General features: G+C 51.6%; 13 protein-coding genes. 6 read left to right on the forward strand and 7 right to left on the reverse strand.

What is annotated here, in order from left to right; translation table 11 throughout:
- Nucleotides 1-15: 15 nt before the first annotated feature.
- From EBB_RS16670 to EBB_RS16680, 3 genes are all read right to left on the reverse strand, one after another.
- Nucleotides 16-954: a cation diffusion facilitator family transporter gene (locus EBB_RS16670; protein ID WP_192394835.1), complete on the reverse strand. Its 939-nt coding sequence runs from the start codon at nucleotides 952-954 to the stop codon at nucleotides 16-18.
- Nucleotides 955-1,144: 190 nt separating this feature from the next.
- On the reverse strand, nucleotides 1,145-2,734 hold the full coding sequence (locus tag EBB_RS16675) for an OprO/OprP family phosphate-selective porin (RefSeq protein WP_192394836.1): 1,590 nt from the start codon (nucleotides 2,732-2,734) through the stop codon (nucleotides 1,145-1,147).
- 425 nt (nucleotides 2,735-3,159) lie between these two features.
- The gene (locus tag EBB_RS16680) at nucleotides 3,160-4,011 is read right to left on the reverse strand and encodes an HDOD domain-containing protein (RefSeq protein ID WP_192394837.1); all 852 of its coding nucleotides are present in this window, start codon (nucleotides 4,009-4,011) and stop codon (nucleotides 3,160-3,162) included.
- 180 nt (nucleotides 4,012-4,191) lie between these two features.
- Here EBB_RS16680 and EBB_RS16685 point away from each other — a divergent pair, with 180 nt between their 5' ends.
- Both EBB_RS16685 and EBB_RS16690 read left to right on the forward strand, forming a co-directional pair.
- Nucleotides 4,192-6,018, forward strand: a complete 1,827-nt coding sequence (locus EBB_RS16685) for a GGDEF and EAL domain-containing protein (RefSeq protein WP_192394838.1) — start codon at nucleotides 4,192-4,194, stop codon at nucleotides 6,016-6,018.
- 167 nt (nucleotides 6,019-6,185) lie between these two features.
- On the forward strand, nucleotides 6,186-6,659 hold the full coding sequence (locus tag EBB_RS16690; RefSeq protein ID WP_192394839.1) for a hypothetical protein: 474 nt from the start codon (nucleotides 6,186-6,188) through the stop codon (nucleotides 6,657-6,659).
- Nucleotides 6,660-6,719: 60 nt separating this feature from the next.
- Here the strand turns inward: EBB_RS16690 and EBB_RS16695 are convergent, their stop codons facing one another.
- On the reverse strand, nucleotides 6,720-8,060 hold the full coding sequence (locus EBB_RS16695; protein ID WP_192394840.1) for a sigma-54-dependent transcriptional regulator: 1,341 nt from the start codon (nucleotides 8,058-8,060) through the stop codon (nucleotides 6,720-6,722).
- Nucleotides 8,057-9,682, reverse strand: coding sequence for a sensor histidine kinase (locus tag EBB_RS16700; protein WP_192394841.1), 1,626 nt, complete (start codon nucleotides 9,680-9,682; stop codon nucleotides 8,057-8,059). Before EBB_RS16700 ends, EBB_RS16695 begins: the two co-directional genes overlap by 4 nt.
- Before the next feature lie 95 nt (nucleotides 9,683-9,777).
- Between EBB_RS16700 and sucC the strand changes: the two genes are divergently transcribed.
- From sucC to EBB_RS16720, 4 genes are read left to right on the forward strand one after another with little or no spacing between them, the layout of a single operon-like run.
- The gene (sucC, locus tag EBB_RS16705; protein ID WP_192394842.1) at nucleotides 9,778-10,947 is read left to right on the forward strand and encodes an ADP-forming succinate--CoA ligase subunit beta; all 1,170 of its coding nucleotides are present in this window, start codon (nucleotides 9,778-9,780) and stop codon (nucleotides 10,945-10,947) included.
- Nucleotides 10,947-11,822 carry a succinate--CoA ligase subunit alpha gene (sucD, locus tag EBB_RS16710; RefSeq protein WP_192394843.1) on the forward strand — a complete coding sequence of 292 codons (876 nt, stop codon included), beginning with the start codon at nucleotides 10,947-10,949 and terminating at the stop codon, nucleotides 11,820-11,822. The genes sucC and sucD overlap by 1 nt, the downstream gene beginning before the upstream one ends.
- On the forward strand, nucleotides 11,822-13,468 hold the full coding sequence (locus EBB_RS16715; RefSeq protein WP_192394844.1) for an NAD+ synthase: 1,647 nt from the start codon (nucleotides 11,822-11,824) through the stop codon (nucleotides 13,466-13,468). The genes sucD and EBB_RS16715 overlap by 1 nt, the downstream gene beginning before the upstream one ends.
- A 3-nt stretch (nucleotides 13,469-13,471) precedes the next feature.
- Nucleotides 13,472-14,593 carry a hypothetical protein gene (locus EBB_RS16720; protein WP_192394845.1) on the forward strand — a complete coding sequence of 374 codons (1,122 nt, stop codon included), beginning with the start codon at nucleotides 13,472-13,474 and terminating at the stop codon, nucleotides 14,591-14,593.
- Nucleotides 14,594-14,671: 78 nt separating this feature from the next.
- On the opposite strand, the gene EBB_RS16725 is transcribed toward EBB_RS16720, so the two are convergent.
- Nucleotides 14,672-18,148, reverse strand: coding sequence for a PPi-type phosphoenolpyruvate carboxykinase family protein (locus EBB_RS16725; protein WP_192394846.1), 3,477 nt, complete (start codon nucleotides 18,146-18,148; stop codon nucleotides 14,672-14,674).
- A gap of 174 nt (nucleotides 18,149-18,322) precedes the next feature.
- Nucleotides 18,323-19,279 (reverse strand): alpha-E domain-containing protein, encoded by a 957-nt coding sequence (locus EBB_RS16730; RefSeq protein ID WP_192394847.1) that lies wholly within the window; start codon nucleotides 19,277-19,279, stop codon nucleotides 18,323-18,325.

The raw sequence follows: 19,279 nt of genomic DNA on the forward strand, positions 1-19,279 counted from the left end.
TAGGATTGCGCCAGTTCAATGCTCCCAAGAGGCCACATCCTCGATAGGCTCGAGATGGGTGTCGATGTCGATATTATCGAACTTGTCCTTGATCCGCTGCTCGATGGCTTCCAGCAAATCATGCCCCTGCTGCACTGTCCAACTCCCAGGCACCAGCACATGCACTGACATAAAACGCCTGGCGCCCGCGTAACGAGTTCGTAACGCATGATAAGCAATACCGTCGCCGGCCACATACTCATCCAGTACCGCGACGATTTCCGAAATTTCCTCCGGCGATAACGCCGCATCCAATAAGCCCGACACTGTCCGGCGAATTAATTGCAAGCCGGCCCAGACGATATTGAGCGCCACGCCGATGGCAATAATCGGATCGAGTATTTCCCACCCATTCAGGCCTAATTGCTTGGCAAACGCCAGACTCGGCTCGAAACGGTTTGCCACCGAGATGATGGCGATGCCGACCAAAATCCCGACCGTCGTCCAGACATCGGTCATCAAATGCTTACCGTCGGCTTCCAGCGTAATCGATTGCCGACGCCGGCCGACACCAATCAAAACTCGGGCAACCGCCAAATTGATCAGGGAAGCAAACACTGAAACCGCAATCCCCAGATCAAGTTGCTGCAGCGCCAGCGGATGCCACAACCGCTCCCAGGCCGCATAACCGATACTGAAAGCCGCCAACAGAATCATGATGCCTTCCGCACCGCTGGAGAAATATTCGACTTTTTCGTGACCGTAGGCATGCGTATCGTCCGGCGGCCGCGCCGAAATAGTCAGCACCACCAGCATGATGATTGCCGCTACCAAATTGATTAGCGACTCCAACGCATCGGACAGCAAGCCCACGGAGCCGGTCAGCCAATAGGCGTAACTTTTTAATGCGATTGTACTGACAGCGGCCGCAATAGAGAGCCAACCGTATCGGGCCAGTGATTGTTGTTCTGTCATAGTATCAACGTAGTCTGAATCGATCTAATAGTCTAGCAGACAGCTCCATAGCAGGATTCATTTCCCTCACCTCGAGATCCTTGGCCTAATGACGCATGGATCGCACCCATAAAAAAACCGCCTGGATCTATCAAGGTCGAGGCGGTTTTTTTGATTTTACGCGAGGCTATCCTTGCCCCCCAAGCTTGGCTTAGAAGTCAACCTGTCCGCGTAGTTCAAAGGCGTCAAGTTTGGAACCATCGTAACCCGCCCCGTTTGTTGGCGCAGTTAAGCTGCTGGTACCTGGGCGTTGAATTTCGAGGGCATGAATGTAGTTGGCCATCATTTTGATATGCGAATTTGGATACCAATTCAGACCAAACTTAGCCACGGCAGCCCGACCTCCTCTAACATTCTTATCGTTTAGATCAAGATAATCGTAACCAGCCGCTACTTCCCAGGCACCCAAACCACCTTTCATGTCAAAGTTACGTTTTGGTTTCAAACGATCCCAAGCCCCGGTTTTTGTTTTGTAGGCGCGGGATTCTCCGGTCAAGAAATAGCTAACATATCCGTAGTAGCCATAGAGGCTCTCGTTGTTATTAATCCGGCCAGAAAGATCTGCTTGTATGTATTCGGCTTGGGCCGAGAAAGGACCATAGACCAACGCGGATTCACCGCCCATTCTGGTAATCGTAGAGACATTGTCGAATATTCCCGTTCCGGTATCGATGACAGCAGTTCTGTCAACGTTGGTAATCGCTGCCTGATACCTCATAGCATTGTTGTTTCCAACGTCATTCAGATAACGTTGCGAACCCGACGCGCCGACATGCAAAAACTTGGTTTTATCTTCAAACCAAGGCAAGCCGGTAACGCGACCAGTCAATTCCCAGCCCATATCCCCAGATCCCCCGTTACGGTTGTTATTGCCGTTACTACCACGTGAAGAGGTATAAGCCCAACCGCCACCGACTGGCTCAGTCATAATCGCGCCCGCTGCAGTCCAGCGAGGATCTGACCAAGACAAACTAAAACCAGTTTTATAGGCGTTTGGATTATCTGAAAACGCATTTACTGCCATGTTACGTTCGATAAAGGTCAACCAACGGTTGCTAGTCGCTTCTTCCAAGCTGAAAGGCTCTTTGAATGAACCAACTTTTACACCAAGCGGATCGTAACCTCTCCAATTGATGTAAGCATCAGTGATGCCTGCCGCTACGCCGGAGTTACCTCCGCGGCTGAAATCATATTCAAATTTGTATTCCCAATCATGGTAGTAGCTACCTTCTACACCGAGACGGGCACGTCTAATATTGGCACCATCGGCTAACTGTTGCGTGTCATTAGGTGTAGCTGTTGAATTGCTGATTGGCGATCCATCGGAGACATTCATTTGTGCATCAACCTGCATCCGGCCATTAATGGCCATTTCGAAATTGCCATCCTTGCTTTCGAATTTAATACCTTTTTCGCTCAACTCCAGTTCGCTGTATTTCGGATCTTTAATGTGCTCGTCCAGCGCTTTCAATTCGTTGTTTTTCAAAGCCAAGTCTTCTTTGATTTGTGCGATTTCAGCTTTCTGAGCTTCCACGGCTGCTTTCTGAGCTTGAACTTCCGCTTTTTGACTTGCCGACTCCTCGACTTTTTCGAAAGACCCTAACTTAGTACGACCTGGACCTGGCTCGGCAAAAATTTGCTTGGTTTTGGCATCAACATACAAATCCAGCGCCATCGCCTCGGCGCAGATACCCGAGCCAATAATGGCGACCACTGCCAGGCTCAGCTTAGAAAGTCTCATCAAATTTCTCCAATAATTATATAAATCAATGCGTTAACCCAAAGACCACAACGATCAACGAGCTTGGGCGCATTGTATGGAGGCAATATGACAACTTTATGACAAAACGAATTTAATTGGCCTATCCGTTGTTTTTTTGCGACAAAAACCGCATTCGATACAAGTCGTTAGCGTATCGGCGGCTTGATGATGAGACAGTCGAGCTCGGCCCCTGTCACCTTTAAGCAACAGATATTCCAAAAAGGGTAAGAACCCAAGCGGGCTTAGACGGTCACTGCGATTTAATTGCGGCAGGGCTCTCTGTACCCATTAGGCACAAAGGAAAAGGCTAGGATTTACTGGGCAAAAAGCCTTTTGCCTAATTTATTCCCTCCCTCCTATCCAGCAGGAGAAGGGGCTCTTTACTTCGGTTAAAGGTAACGGGCTTAGACAGTGGGATAGAACAATTTAAAAATGACTTCGAACTCGTCGCTGATTTTGTCCAGTATGAAACTGATTTGCTCCGGCGTCAGATTCAATGCGTTTACCGCATGAGCGTCATAGGGGTTTTCGATTCGACTCAAGCAGTTCGCCAGTCTGACCATGGCGGCCAAATCGGCGTAAGGCCCAATCAAATCGGGAAAGCAATGCAAGCGAATACTTTCCACAATAACGTCGGGTAACATCCATTGTTTACACAACTCGGCGCCCGCCTGAAAGTGATCGAAGCCGATCACGTTCTGCTCTATCGTGACCTCTTCGTCAACCGCGAGCGGGGTTTGCGATTGCAGTAATAAGTCGACTTCCCGGGCCAATACCGGAATCCGCCGATAAAACACCAATTGCCCGATGTTGTGGACCAAACCGCACAGAAATGCGGTATCGACATAGTGCTTGCCGAAATGAATATCCAACTCACGTGCAATCAGCGCGCAACGCAAATTTCTGGCCCAAAAATCGTGAATGGAGAAATGTTGTCCGGGTAAGTCGGAAAAGCGTTCGACAATCAAGGTACCCAGCACCAGATTCTGCAACTCACGGGTACCGATCATGGTGATGGCTTTGCTAATCGAACTGATTTGGGACGGAAAACCATAAAAAGCACTATTAACTATCTTCAGTAGCTTTACCGCCAATGCCGCATCGGCTTCGATCACTACAGCCGCGTCTTTCGCGGTCTTATTCGGATCTTCGACTATTTTTTTTAACAAAAAATAGGCATTCGGCGGCGAGGCGAGTTGCAAATCACCTCTCAGCAAATCGGCAACAGTTAATGTGGATGGTGAGTAAGCTATCATCAATAATTCTAAAAAATTAAATTTACACCTATACTGAAAACCAATAGCATAGAAATAGCATTAAAGGCTGCGCTTAAACCTAGACCAATTATATGAAAATACAAGCTTATTAAATGCCGCCCTCCTCCTGACCTTATGCCGACAGCTCCCGATTTTATGCCAATACCTGGATGGTATTAGATGATTGCCAATGACGCGCTGAAAGAAAAACTGATTGTCGTTGCGGAGCATAATGAAGTCTCCGCTCAAAAAATCGTTTCTACACTGAAAGCGAAGGGTTTTACCGATATTCGTGTAGCTGAAAATGGCGAACAAATTTACGAGATATTAAAGCCTTACGCCGATCAACCCGACAGGATCGGGCTGATCGTACTGAATGCAAGGCTTCCGCTTTGCCAAGCTCGGGAAATGTGCCAGAGTTTGTCCAGCGCCAATTCGGTATCGGTCATCCCGGTAGTGATTCTGAACGACGACAGCTTCGCCTGCGACCTCGACCATTGCCAGCCGCAACAGGACAATTGTCTAACTTACAAAATCAACACCCCAGTCAACACCCAGGAATTGATACTGGCCGTAAAGTTTTTGCTGAGCCTGAAACAGGAACGCCAATTGCGTCACCGTCAGGAAGAACAATTGATCAATGAATTGGCCGCCAAAAACGTTATCGATGCCAAACTCAAGTTTCTGGTCGCCCACGACGAATTAACCGGCTTATTCAATCGCAGCAGTTTCGAGCGTCAGCTGAGATTGGTATTAAATCACAGCAATAAAACACAAAAAGACGGGTCTTTATTATTCATTGATGTGGACCGCTTCAGCCTGATTAACGAACTGGAAGGCTTTGAAGTAGGTGATCGTTTACTGGTCGAAATGGCCATTCTGGTCCGAAAACTATTACCGGCCGGCAGTTTATTCGCCCGTATCGGTGCCGACGAGTTTTGTTTATTCCTGGAAAACAAAACCAAAAAGCAAGCGCAGATTCTCGCGGAAACCATCAAAACCACCGTGGATAATTTCCGTTTCTTCACCGGTGAAGTGTCTTACAGTGCCTCGGTTTCCATCGGCATTGCCGCGCTGGACAATACCGTTTCCGCATTCCATCCGGGCGAAATGATTTTACATGCCCGCCAAGCCTGCAACTTTGCAAAAAGCACCGGCAGAGACAAAATCTGCGTTTACAACAGCGATGATCTCATCGTCAAAGAAAGACGCCGCGACATTTACTGGGTGCCGCTGATTCGCAAGGCATTACGAGATAATCAGCTATTTCTGGTATTCCAGCCAGTGGTGCAGCTGTCTGATGGCAATGTTTCGCACTATGAAGTGTTATTGCGCATGCGCGGCGAAGGCAATGAAGTCATCACGCCGGATCAGTTTATTCCGGTAGCCGAAAGGACTGGTCTGATTCACGCGATAGATCTTTGGGTCGTGGAAAATGCCATCGACTTTCTGGCGGCACTGCCCACTTATATGTCTTATATTTCCCTGGCCGTTAACCTTTCAAGTACCGCGTTTCAATATCCGGATTTACTATCCACTATTAAGGATAAACTAGAAATGACCTGGATAGACGCTAACCGTTTGACCTTCGAAATTACTGAAACGGCGGCCGTGGACAATTTCGAAAAAACCCGGCACATGATTAACAAAATCAGAGCCTTGGGTTGCAAATTCGCGCTGGACGATTTCGGCGCCGGCTTTTGTTCGTTCAACTATCTCAAAACCTTTCCGGTCGATTACGTGAAAATCGACGGTCAATTCATCAGAAACCTACTCGACAACGAAACCGACCAAATACTCGTCAAATCCATGGTGGAAATTGCCTCAAAACTCGGCAAGAAAACCATCGCCGAATTCGTCGAATCGGCAGGTACCGCGATGAAGCTGAAAGAAATCGGCGTCAATTTCGGCCAAGGCTACGCATTCGGCAAACCCGAGCAGAATCTACTGGATGGCCAGAAAGTTTCGCTGAACCTTTTGCTGGGTAGCAGCCATGTAGCCATGTAGCCAGTTTAATCACTTGAAACGGATTAAACATAATTCGCGAACTTTTCGGCAAATGGGGTATTAGTTTACCGACTTGACTAGCTCTGGTATATTCGCCCGCGGAGTTTAAAACGTGTCATCACATTGTTCTGAATCTTAATAAATAAAACAAACAAAGGGGAAGGGTTATGGCTGAATTGCTTTTTATAGCGACGACTATTTTTGTAGCTTATGTAGTATTTGTAGTGATGGGCGGCAAAAAAGAAAAACCGGAAACAAGTAAACCCGAGCCCGCCAAGCCGGCAATCCAAACCGAACTGGCACCACCTCCTCCCGCAGCTGTAAAAACCACCGCAAAACCCGCTCCAGCCAAAGCCGCCACACCCAAACCCGCCGCCCCCAAAGCCAGTAAATCTGCCCCGGCCAAAAAAGCCGCCGCACCTACGCCAGCAGCACCAGTCGATAGCCTGAAAAATCCAAAAACAGGTGAAGTCGCCAAAGTTCCAGCCAGTTATGCCTTTGCCAAACGTTGGATCAAAGATGCGTTGGTAGAAGAAGGGCTGTTGGACAAAGTGTATAAAAACAACGAATTAGACAATGCCGCAAACGCCAAAATTCAAGCCGCGCTGCAACAATTGAAAGGCATGAGCAAGTATCAATAAGCATGCCTGTGGATATTTAGGCGAGTAGCAGGCCCCTACTCGCTTACAATCTATTTTCTGTTATTCCAGACCCAACTTTTTCAAGCGATACCGCAGCGAACGAAAGCTGAGACCCAAGTATTTAGCTGTGGCGGTTTTGTTCCAACGATTTTCCTCCAGCGCCGCACTCAAGGCTTTTTTCTCTATGTCCTCGAGATAGGCTTCCAGCGACATTTTCTCGGCGTCGAAATCTTCGACAGCTGCCAATTCCATCCCCAAGGGCAAGTTCAGATCGTCGGCTTCAATCACGCCACCATCGTGCAAGGCCAAGGCTCGCTCCAATATATTTTCCAACTCCCGGACATTGCCGGGAAAATAGTAGTGCTTCAACGCATTTAGCGCAGAGTCGCTGAGTTTGGGCAAATCCATACCGTTGGCGTTAGCCAACCCTGCCAATAAGTGCTCGGTAAGCTGAGGAATATCGCCAGGCCGGGCGCGCAGGGGCGGCAAACTCAGTTCGATGACATTGATCCTGTAGTACAAATCCTGCCGAAAACTGCCTTCCTGGACCATTTTGCTCAGATCCTTGTGGGTTGCGCTCAATAAGCGCACATCAACGGCCACCTCCCGCTGCTCGCCAACCGGGCGGACTTTTTTCTCCTGAATTGCCCGCAATAGTTTGACTTGCAAAGGTAAAGGTAAATCGGCCACTTCATCCAAAAACAAGGTACCGCCATCGGCCGCCTGAAACAATCCTTGCTTGTCGGCTACCGCGCCGGTGAAACTACCCTTTTTATGGCCGAAGAATTCGCTTTCCATCAATTCAGGCGGAATCGCACCGCAGTTAATCGCAATAAACGGTTTCTCGCCACGCGGGCTTTGCTGGTGTATCAATCTGGCTACCAACTCCTTGCCGGAACCGGATTCACCGCTGATATAAACCGGCGCCTGGTTGCGCGCCACCTTGTCGATCTTCGAGCGAATAGCGCACATTAATGCCGATTCGCCGAGCAAGATGTCACGGGTGCGCCGCTCCTTGTCGGAAACCCGCGTCAGCGAGGCTTGCAGCGCATGGCTGACCAGCTGCCGCAATACTGCCAAATCGACCGGCTTGGACAGGAAGTCGAAGGCGCCTTTTTTCATGGCTTTGATCGCAATATCCATGCTGCCATGCGCAGTAATCACCGCCACTGGCAACTGCAAACCGGCTAATTGAATGTGATCGACCAAATCCAGCCCATCGCCGTCCGGCAGCTTCATATCGGTGAGACACAAATCAAACACTTCAACGGCCAGTAACTGTTTAGCCTCGGCCAGATTAGCCGCGCAACGGGTTTGAATGTGCATGCGGTTTAGCGTTATTTCAAGTAATTCGCGGATGTCGGGTTCATCGTCGACAACCAGGGTGACAGGCATATTCATATTTCAATGACAGCGTGATCGGCATTTGCCAGCAATAGAGTGAAACAAGGTTTTCCGGAATGGGCGGCGTAACTTAACTCTGCTTGATTCAGTTCGGCCAATTCCCTGGAAATATACAAACCTAAACCGGTACCTTGGTGAGAGGTGGTAAAGAACGGTTCGAACAAATGCTGCCGATGCTCCGCAGCAATTCCGGCGCCATTATCGATAATTTTAATACACGGCACCTCCTGCATCTGCGACACTTCAAGCATGATGTCCCCTAGCTCAGGCTTACCGTATTGCAGGGCGTTGGCGCAGAGATTGTCGAGAATTTGCTTCAAGTGGCCGCTATCAATACAGGCATTCAAGCCTTGCGCTTTAAAAATCAATTTAAAACACTCCGCCCGCTCGCCCAAATTCAATTTCTGATCGTCAAGGTAGGCCGGCAACCACTGGTCCAAAGCGATTTTTTGTTTCTGCGACGGGTTACGGCGAGACAACTTCAGAATGTCCTCGATGATGCTATTTACCCGCTGACAATGGTGCTGGATGATTTCCGTCAAACGCAGCTCTTGCACATCTAAATCCGGTGCTTCGGATAGCAATTGCCCGGCATGGCTAATGGCGCTGAGCGGATTGCGAATTTCATGGGCAATACTGGCGGTCAACCGACCCAGAGACGCCAGCTTGCTCTGCTGTAAGCGTTGGTTATACAAAGCGATGTCCTCGAAAATCAGCATGTACAAGGCTTCGTCATCCATACGCAACTCGGAAAATCGCACTTGCACTTCGCTGCGATTGGCTAACCGGATAATCGCAAAATCCTGATCCCGATTATTCCGCCACAACTCGAAAGCTTGCCTGAGTTCCGGCGCTACCTCGGTCAGTTCCTCCGGATGCAGCACCAGCCCCAGCAAACGCAGCGCGGATTGATTGGAAAGCTGAGTGACCTGTCGTTCATCCACGATCATGATGCCCGATTGCAAATGCTGGATGATATAGCGGTTCAGACTTTCCAGTCTGGCGATGGTCTGCTCGTGCCGTCTAGCTAAAACCGCCGATTGTTCAGCGCGCTGCGCCAAGATCACCGACAAAAACGCGATAGAAAAAAACGACACACCAAGCATGCCGGCATAGGTCAAGGTAGTATTTTCGAAGGCATGTATTTCTATCGCATACACTTCTTCAGCAAGAATTGCCAGACTAGCCAAGGCCGCAAACAACATCGCGCAGCGCCCGCCAATTAATAAGCCACCCGCTGCTATCGAGATAGCCAGCAAGATGCCAATGCCGCTGCCAATGCCGCCGCTGGCATGCATCAGCAAGGTAATGAAGACAATATCAGTGAAAATAAATAACTGTGCCAGACTGGCATAAGCCCAACGGGGTCGAAATGCGACCGGCGCGGCAATCAGCGAAATCCCCAGATAGGCAACACTGGTGAACTGGTACAATGATGCGTCGTAGGAACCCAATAAAGACGGCCCAAAGCGCAAATAAAACAGCATCACAAACAGGCAGGCGGTAACAAACCGATAGAGGGCGAAAATCTTCAACATCAACCATGCTTGCCGAACGGGAATGCCGTACCCCTTGGAAAAAGGGCAGGGATAAATAGTATCGACCGATGAAGAAAGCATTGCCGGTGTTTTTTATGCAGAGTTAGTTAGAATGTTTGTCAGTTCAATCATAGCACCAACTTGAGACGCGATTTAAGCCATCCATGGAGCACTAAATGAATATTCACGAATACCAGGCGAAACAACTCTTTAAAGAGTTTGCGATCCCCGCGCCACAAGGCGCCGTGGCGACCACAGCCGAACAAGCGCAGCAAGCCGCACAGTCCTTAAGCAGCCCTGCCTGGGTGGTAAAGGCGCAAATTCATGCCGGCGCCCGAGGTAAAGCCGGCGGCGTGAAAGTTGCCCGGACCCTGGAGGAAGTAAAGGATTACAGCGCGGCGATGCTGGGTACACGTTTAGTAACGCATCAAACCGATGCCGCCGGCCTACCAGTCAATAGCGTTTGGGTGGAAGAAGCTTCGGCAATCAATCAAGAATATTATTTGAGCCTGTTGCTGGACCGGGAAAGCGAACGGCTAATATTTATTGCCTCCGCTGCCGGCGGTATGGACATCGAAGCAGTGGCTGCCGAAACACCTGAAAACATAGTCAAGGTGCCGGTGCACCCCGCAGCAGGTTTACAACCTTATCAATGTCGCCAAGTAGCCGCTGCACTAGGCTTGGGCAAAGAACAGCAAAGCCAGCTGCAAACCATTATGAGCGGCCTGTATCAACTGTTTTTAGCCAAGGACGCCAGCCAGATCGAAATCAATCCACTGATCCAAACCGATGACGGCAAACTCGTAGCGCTGGACGGCAAAATCAATTTCGACGACAACGCCATCGCCTTACATCCTGACATCGCCGCGATGCGCGATGCCTCGCAGGAAGACGCCAAGGAAGCGGAAGCCAAACAATTCGATCTTAACTACATCACGCTGGACGGCAATATTGGCTGCATGGTCAACGGCGCCGGCTTGGCCATGGCGACGATGGACATGGTTAAACTGAAAGGCGGCGCGCCGGCCAACTTTCTGGATGTGGGTGGCGGCACCAATAAAGACAAAGTGAAAGCCGCTTTTAAATTGATTTTGTCCGACGGTACCACCAAAGCGGTACTGGTGAATATTTTCGGCGGCATTGTCAAATGCGATGTGATTGCGGCCGGGATCCTGGCCGCAGCCGAGGAAATGCATTTGACCATACCGGTGGTGGTGCGACTGGAAGGCACTAACGTCGAACTGGGCAAAGCGATGCTAAGCCAATCAGGACTGGGCTTGGTAGCTGCTGACAATTTAAATCATGCTGCCGAATTGGCGGTAAAACTGGCGCAAGAGGTAGCTTAATGTCTATTTTGATTGACAAACAGACTAAAGTCATTTGCCAAGGCTTCACCGGCAAACAGGGCACGTTTCACTCCGAACAAGCACTGGCTTACGGCACACAACTGGTGGGCGGCATCACACCGGGTCGCGGCGGCTCCACCCATCTGGATTTACCGGTGTTCGACACCGTCGGACAAGCCGTAAAAGCCACCGGCGCCACGGCGACGATGATCTATGTACCGCCATTTTTTGCCGCCGACGCCATTCTGGAAGCGGTCGACGCCGGCATCGAGCTGATCGTCTGCATCACAGAAGGCATCCCGGTGTTGCAAATGCTCAAGGTTAAAGCGGCCATGCAAGGCACGAGCTCGTTACTGGTCGGCCCCAACTGCCCTGGCGTCATCACCCCCGGCCAATGCAAGATCGGCATCATGCCCGGCCATATTCATCTGCCCGGCAAAATCGGCATCGTTTCCCGCTCCGGCACCCTGACCTACGAAGCCGTGCATCAAACCACCCGCGAGGGCTTGGGGCAAAGCACCTGCGTCGGCATCGGCGGCGATCCGATTCATGGCATGAATTTTATCGATGTGTTGAGCCGCTTCCAAGACGACCCGGACACCCATGGCATCGTCATGGTCGGCGAAATCGGCGGTAGCGACGAAGAGCAAGCGGCTGACTTTATCAAAGCCCATGTCAGCAAACCGGTGGTCGGCTATATCGCCGGCCAAACCGCGCCGCCCGGCAAACGCATGGGCCATGCCGGTGCGATTGTCACCGGCGGAGCCGGCACAGCGGCAGGCAAAATTGCGGCGATGCAAGCGGCCGGCGTCAGTATGGTCAGTTCGCCTTCGGATATTGGCGTCGCGATGCGGGATTGTTTTTCCAAAGCATAATGTCGATAAAAATAGCGCTAGCCCAACTGAACTTAACCGTTGCCGACATTCAAACCAACACTGGCAAAATTCTGGCCGCCGCTGAACAAGCCAAACAGCGGCAGGCCGATTTGGTCGTGTTTCCGGAGCTATGTGTCACCGGTTATCCACCTGAAGACTTACTGTTTCGACCCGATTTTATTCAGCAGGCGCAACAAACCGTTGCCGAAATTGCCAAGAAGATTACCGGCATAACGGTAGTGATCGGCTATCCTCGGCAGCGGGATGGCCGGCTTTACAACACCGCAGTGGCATTGCACGACGGCGAAACCCTTGCCGAGTACGATAAACAGGCCCTGCCCAACTACGGTGTATTCGACGAACAGCGTTACTTCAGCTCCGGCGAACACACCTGTCTGTTTACGGTTAAAGACAGTCAGTTGGCGTTGACGATTTGCGAAGACATCTGGCAGCCCGGCATCATTGCCAAAAACCGAGCGGCCGGGGCAGACATTATCCTGACCCTTAACGCCTCGCCGTTTCATGCCGGCAAGATGCAGCAGCGCGAGGACATTATTTGTTCGCAAATTAAAGCCGAGCAGATACCCTTGGTTTATGTGAATCAAATCGGCGGCCAGGACGAGTTAGTGTTCGACGGCGCCTCATTTGTCGCTGATCGTAACGGCGACGTCGTGTTCCGAGCAGCCGAATTTGCCGAGCAACTCAGCATCGTCGAGTTTGTCGATCAACAGCCGCAAATAACCACCATCGCCGACTTGTATCAACCCGTGGTCAGCGAATACAAAGCGCTGGTCTTGGGCATTCAAGACTACGTACGCAAAAATGGCTTTCAAGGCGCGATTCTCGGCTTGTCCGGCGGCATCGACTCTGCCCTTGTGTTGGCGTTGGCGGTTGATGCGCTGGGCGCAGATCATGTCGAAGCCGTGCTGATGCCATCGCGCTATACCCAAGACATGAGCAACCAAGACGCGATCCAGGAAGCCGAAGCCTTGGGCGTGAAATATCACATACTCCCCATCGAGCCGGCAGTCACCGCTTTTGGCGAAATGCTGGCCCCACTGTTTGCCGGCAGCAAAAAAGACACCACCGAAGAAAATATCCAAGCCCGTTGCCGTGGCGTGTTGTTGATGGCAATTTCCAATAAACAAGGCAAACTGCTGCTGACCACCGGCAACAAAAGCGAAATGAGCGTGGGTTATGCCACGCTTTACGGCGACATGGCCGGCGGTTTTGCGCCTTTAAAAGACGTATCCAAATTATTGGTCTACCAACTCGCCGAATACCGCAACACCTTGTCGCCGGTCATTCCGCAACGGGTTATCACCCGCGCACCGTCGGCGGAATTGGCGCCGGACCAAAAGGACGAAGATTCGCTGCCGCCCTACTCTGTATTGGATCCTATACTTGCCTTGTATGTGGAACAGGACAAATCCGCCGCCGAGATCGTGTCACAAGGCTTCGCGGCAACTGATGTGCACAGAGCGATTTCGCTAGTGGATAGAAACGAATATAAACGCCGGCAATCGCCGCCCGGCATCCGCATCACGCCCAGAGCGTTTGGCCGTGACCGCCGCTACCCTATTTCATCCGCTTATCGCGGCACGGCCGCGCTTAATCAACCAGCGCCCGACAACGTTAAGGAGTAAATCATGTCAAAAATGCGTACCCTGTTACTTACCACCGGCCTGCTGCTGACTGCACAGACCAGTATGGCTCGCGAAATTAATATCCCGGTGCCAATGGAGTACGGTTTAATCAAAAGTGTGCTGGTTAGCGAGCTCTACGACGGCCCGAATGAATCGGTAAGAGCCTGGAAAGACGGCAAGCAATGCAGCTTTTTGGACCTGGACCACCCGCAAATCAGCGGCGAGCAGGGACAGGTCAAAATTCAGAATAATGTACAAGCTCGAGTCGGTACCGCACTGGGCGGCAAATGCATGACCTTGATCGAATGGTCCGGCATTTTGCAAACCCTGCAACAGCCGACATTGGATGCATCCGGCAATGTACTGAGCTTCCCGGTCACCCAACTGAATGCGTTTGATCGCAACGGCCAACCGTTGAACATTGCCCAATTGCAATCGCTGATCAAAAAAGCCGCCGAACCCAAACTGGCCGCTCTAAAAATCGACTTAAACCAATCCCGCCCGGACATTACTAAAACCCTGCTTCCCTTCATCGCCGCCGAAGATAGCGAGGAGTTGCACGACACCATCAACAGCCTGCGCTTCAATCAGGTCAAAGCCGATGAGAAAGGTATTTTAATCAACGTGGGCTACAGCGCTACCAACCAAAATGCCGGCGGCTTAAAAGCGGCCCCGATATTGAACGAAGCGGAATTGAAACAATGGCGTAGCCTCTGGCAAGGTTGGCAGGCGTCTTTGGAAAAGAATATTGAGAAAGCCCCTATCGCCACCAACGCTGACGCCAGCCGGGCAAGCTTGCGCGATGTCCTGCAAAAAGCCGGCGTCGCCTTTGAACAAGGTCTGACGGCGGAATATGTGGCGGAAAACGATCCGGTGCGCAAGTTCTTCAACAGTTCCTGGGATGTACTAGCCCCGCTACTACGTGACGCGTCAACGCAGTTGCCGGGCAATAGCAGCCTGCGCTATGTGACGCTGATTGCCGCAACGGACTTGATGTACGAGTTGGAATCGATAGGCTCGCCACTTGGGCTGGAAGTATCCTCCAACGGCTTGCGGAAACTGGCCCGTTCGCTGATCGCCCACGAAAATCCCAAAGGCAAGACCAAAACCAAACGCAAAGGTTAAACCAGACGGGCTTGCCCCATATAAAAAAGGGATACCGGCCGCAAGACCGGTATCCCTGCTTTTTAGGTATAGCCGAATCTAAACCGCGCCAGCCGAGTATGGCCCTAAAGGGTCGGCTCCCAAAGTACCCACCAAAGACTGCAAATATTCCGGCGAAGCCAGCTCCACCAGTTTCTGTTGCGCCTGCCTATGCCGCTCGACCAACTGCAACTCGTTGATCAAGGTTTGGTGGCTGCTTTCTTGTAAGAACCCGCCCAAATAATCGACATGTCGTTGCCATAACGCGATGTCGCGCTGCTGCTTGATATGCAGGCGTTCCCGATACCAATCCGAGGCCAGTAAATAATCGCGGGTAAACATCGCCCGAATCTCCGGATGATGCGCGTCCTTACCCTGATAATGACCGTCGGCCATGATGTGCAGCAAAGCAAACAGCGGCGGACAAGCATCTTCTATGCTGCCGTCTTCGATATATTGCTGCGCCACGCGTTGTTGGGTTTCGACGATATTATTGATACCATCCACAAACACCTCCAAATCCTGGCGCTCCGGCTGCAAAATCTCGTCGGTAAACACCGCATACGGATTATCGAAGATTTTACCCATCAAGCCATGTACGAAATGGCTGGTGATCCGATAACCCAGGCGGCTGGCCAAGACGATTTGCCCCTTGTATTCGAAGTCGCTTAAAGGTTCCAGATAGCCATGTTGCAACAGAAACTTGGGGTGACGCTCTTCCCGCGACAGCCGCGCCCAGATCTCCGGCACCAACAAACTAATGTCGTGATCGACGCGGGTATCCGGACCGATAAATCCCGCCGAACTGGAAAAGCCGGGATAACCGGTCAAAATGAACGAGACCAGCGCGTTGTTCAAATCGGCGGTGCCGCGCAGAGCATTAAATGGTCCTTTAGTCAGCGCCCCTTCACTGCCGGCTCCGGTGGTAGACGGCGACTTGCCGGTCAAGGAACAGACAAAGTCCATAAACAGTTCCGGCAACTCTTGATAATGAATCGGGTTGTAAACCGCTAACGCGCGGATACCCGGTTCGGGCGGATTGTTGCGGCGACCGGTCAATACCGCATCCACCGGATGGCAGAGCGGTTGATTGAGCGGAATCTTACGATGCAAACGCGCGCCCAGCTCGGCTACATACTTGCGCAAGGGTTTCACCACGTCGACGCGGGTTTCCAGGTAACGCGGATTTTTCGACGGTTTGCCGTTCACCAAACGCGGATGCGCGGAACACACCACAAAGCCTTTTCCATCCTGATAAGCGTCAGTTAACAGCTTTTGCATCGGCGCGGTGAATTTGGAAAAAGTCATTACATCTTCCACGATCGCCGACAAATTCTCATGGTCCAAAGGCTCGAAATTGGCCATAAAATTACCCGGCCCGGACATGTTCAGCTCGGTCTGCTTGTCGTAACCCGGAATAATCGCGTCGTCCGGGCGTTGAAACAGTCGATATTCGCAGTTGCTAACCAACTTCAAACTCATTTCATAGCCATCGTCCGGCAGGCATGCGCGTACTGCTTGCTTCGGCACCACCACCGAAGCGCTGATGTCGTCTTCCATCTGCACTTTCTCGCAGGCGATATAGTCTTGCCGCACCTTGAAAGTGCGCCAGCCGCCGTCCAGATCAAAACCTACCCGCAAATAGGTAGCAACGATCTTACGCTGATTCAGTTTCAGCTCATGGCCGGGCGCACCGTCAATCACGTCCACCGATAAATTATCGCGCCAATTGTTACCCCATTCCGGGCGGTAAAAGCGCTTGATCAAAAACACCAAAGCCAGGATGCTGGGCGGGATGGATCGCAGCCAATCATTGAATTCCGGAAGGTGATTGGGAGAAGGCGTCAACAACTTGATCACGGAACCCAGACTGCGTTCCTGACTGAGCACGGTGCGGCTAGGGCCATGGTCATCGCGTTCGAAGCCCGGCAAGAAGCGGCCGGTATAGTCTTTATCGAAAATGGCCTGCACCCGATCCAAATCGTGCTGCAAATCGTCTACAAACAGTGGCCCATAGATCGCCGCGTCCTCGATGGATTTGGAAATCTCCGATTTACCGCCGCCGGACACCGTGCAGGGCTTATGACAAAAAGTGCCTTCCGCGACGGTGCCGATCAAACGCCAGGACGGCGCGCCGGGATGCTTGCACATCTCGATTTTATAGCCGTTGGGCTGCACGTAAATTTTGCCCGGTTGCAAACGAATGCTGTGGCTTTGGCCGTTTCTGATCCAGGTAATTTTCTGCGTCGCCAGACTCATCCGCAAATCCTGCGGCACGTAAATAATTTCCGGAAAATGCCTGTCTACCGCATAACCTTCCGGATGCACATCCATGATCGCGCCGTAGTGATAGGTCATCTCGTCAAAATCGTAGCCCGGTTCACGGGTCAAACTGCCGATACCAAACTCGTCGCCGTGGTTGATGCGCCGAAATGCCAACGCGCCGCCGGCATGCTCTTCCTCCGCCAAGCCGAACAAATTGGCGGCGTAGCTGATCTGGGTTTTGACTTCTTTCTTGCAATAGCCGTAGTAATTGTCGGCCAACAAAGTGACGATCACGCCGCTGCGGTCGCGTGCAGTCAGTTTAAAGGCCTGGCCGTCGTTATAAAATTCTTCGGGATTTTGCCAGCACATGCCATCGGCGCGTTGCCGTTCGGTAGCATCGTCCCAATGCGGCAGACCCAACTGCTTTTTGGTGAGCTTGGTTAAATGCGGCGCCAGAATCACGCAACCGCTGTGCCCGGACCAATGCTCGACATCCAGGGCCGCATCGCATTCCGGCAAAGCAGGATTGCCGCCGTTACCGAAGATACTCTCAACAAAATCCAGATTGCTGACCAGATTGCCCGGCGCAAAAAAGCGAATTTCCATGGATTTTTCCGCGGCAACACCCGGGATTTCCGGACAGACTACCGGCCGCATCAATAATGATGCAAACATGCGTGCCGGCTTGGGTTGATGAGCGGTAAACGGCAGTACCATCAAATCGTCAGGCGGATTTAAAGCCTCACCCAGCATCAAGGCAAAAGTCAGCTTGGGCACCTGCTTCTTATCGCCGGGAACCGGCAGGCCGCCTTCGGCAACATGAAACGAGCCTTGCGTGGTCCGCCGGTCGCTGGCCGGATTGTGCAAAATGCCTTGCTTGACTCGGAAGCTGGAGACGATTTCGGAACGAAATTCATCCTCACCCAAAGGCAACGACAATTCGCGCGCCACGCCGTGCTTATCCAGCTCAAAGGTCATGGTCGGCAAGCTGGGGATTTTGGCAAAGCCCAGGTCCGCGCAATAGCGCTCCAGAAAATCTTGAATCCGTCTGTCGGCAGGATAAAGGGAGGAACTGGCCAACAAGCGGCTTTTTTCCAGATAGCTATTCAGCAAGTCCTGGGCGGTATCCATAAACTGGGCTGACTCGGTATCGATACAAGTCGGCTGCCCGCATGAAGCCAGTTTCAGATTGATATAAAGATGCAACTGTTGCTTAACAGCTTGCTCATCTTGCCCCACCGACCCCAGACCCAGCGCCCTTAGCTTATCCATAATCCTCCCCCTTTAGTTTTAGAAAACGATGCTTCCATGATATAGCAAACTTGGGGCTTGGGTCAGTAGCAATCCAAGCAACGCCCCATCGACCCAGCTTGCTTCCGCTCAACCGAGCTGTCGCTCAGTGCTGCAGACGGATGACTGGTGAGAATCTTCCTGTTGGCAATAGTGTCAATTTTTCTCCAATTCGGCTTCGCCAAGCGTATTTAAAAACCACATTGCTGCGATTTGCTTATGTAAATCGTCGAACTTCGCTTGCAAGCCGTCCAGCACCTGATGCAGTTGCTCCGGGGTAGTCTGCTTAATCTCAATGGCCAATATCTCTTGTTCCAATTGCTCCAATTGTGGGAACAACTCGGTGGCATTCGGCAAGCGCTTGATGCAATAGGTAATCTCTTCGATACAGTGCACGACGGCCCTGGGGAAATCCGGGTTTTTCAGCAGAAAATTCAGCACGTCCTCACCGTTAATACGATTGCGGACGTGCTTGCGGTACATCAACACCGCGCTCAGCGACTTCAAGACGTTGATCCACAAAATGGTTTCGTACTCCCGCATCTTGGTGCTGCGATTTTCCGCCAACAACACGGTACCGAAATCCATGATCCTGCTGGTCATGTCGGCGCGTTCCAGATTACGGCCGATACAGATAAACCGGGCACTATCGCTGCGGCTCATAGACCCGGCCATGAAGCCGGTAAAGCGTTGGCAGCCGGCCATGATTTCCTGTAAGAACAGCGCCCTACCCCGGCGATTGGACAGGCTGTCCAGATTATTGTTGGCGTACAAGTACATCTCGTTGACCTGCTGCCAGGCCTCGTCAGGCATCAGCTCGCGGCTGGTGCGGATATTCTCGCGGGCAAACGACAAAGACGCCAGCAAGGAGCCTTGATTACTCATATCGGCTAATAAAAATCGAGTGGTGTTCTGCTCACTGGGGTTTTTAAAGCGTTGGTAAAACGCCTCTTCCACGCCGCAGATGTTCAGCAAATTGCGCCAGCCCAGTTCCACACCATACGGCAAATCATAGATCAGATGCATCGTGGCACTAATCAAGCGGGCGGTATTTTCGGTGCGCTCCAGGTAACGGGCCATCCAGTACAAGCGTTCGGCGGATCGCGATAACAT

The sequence above is a fragment of the Methylomonas fluvii genome (assembly GCF_014850975.1).
Taxonomy (GTDB): Bacteria; Pseudomonadota; Gammaproteobacteria; order Methylococcales; family Methylomonadaceae; genus Methylomonas; species Methylomonas fluvii.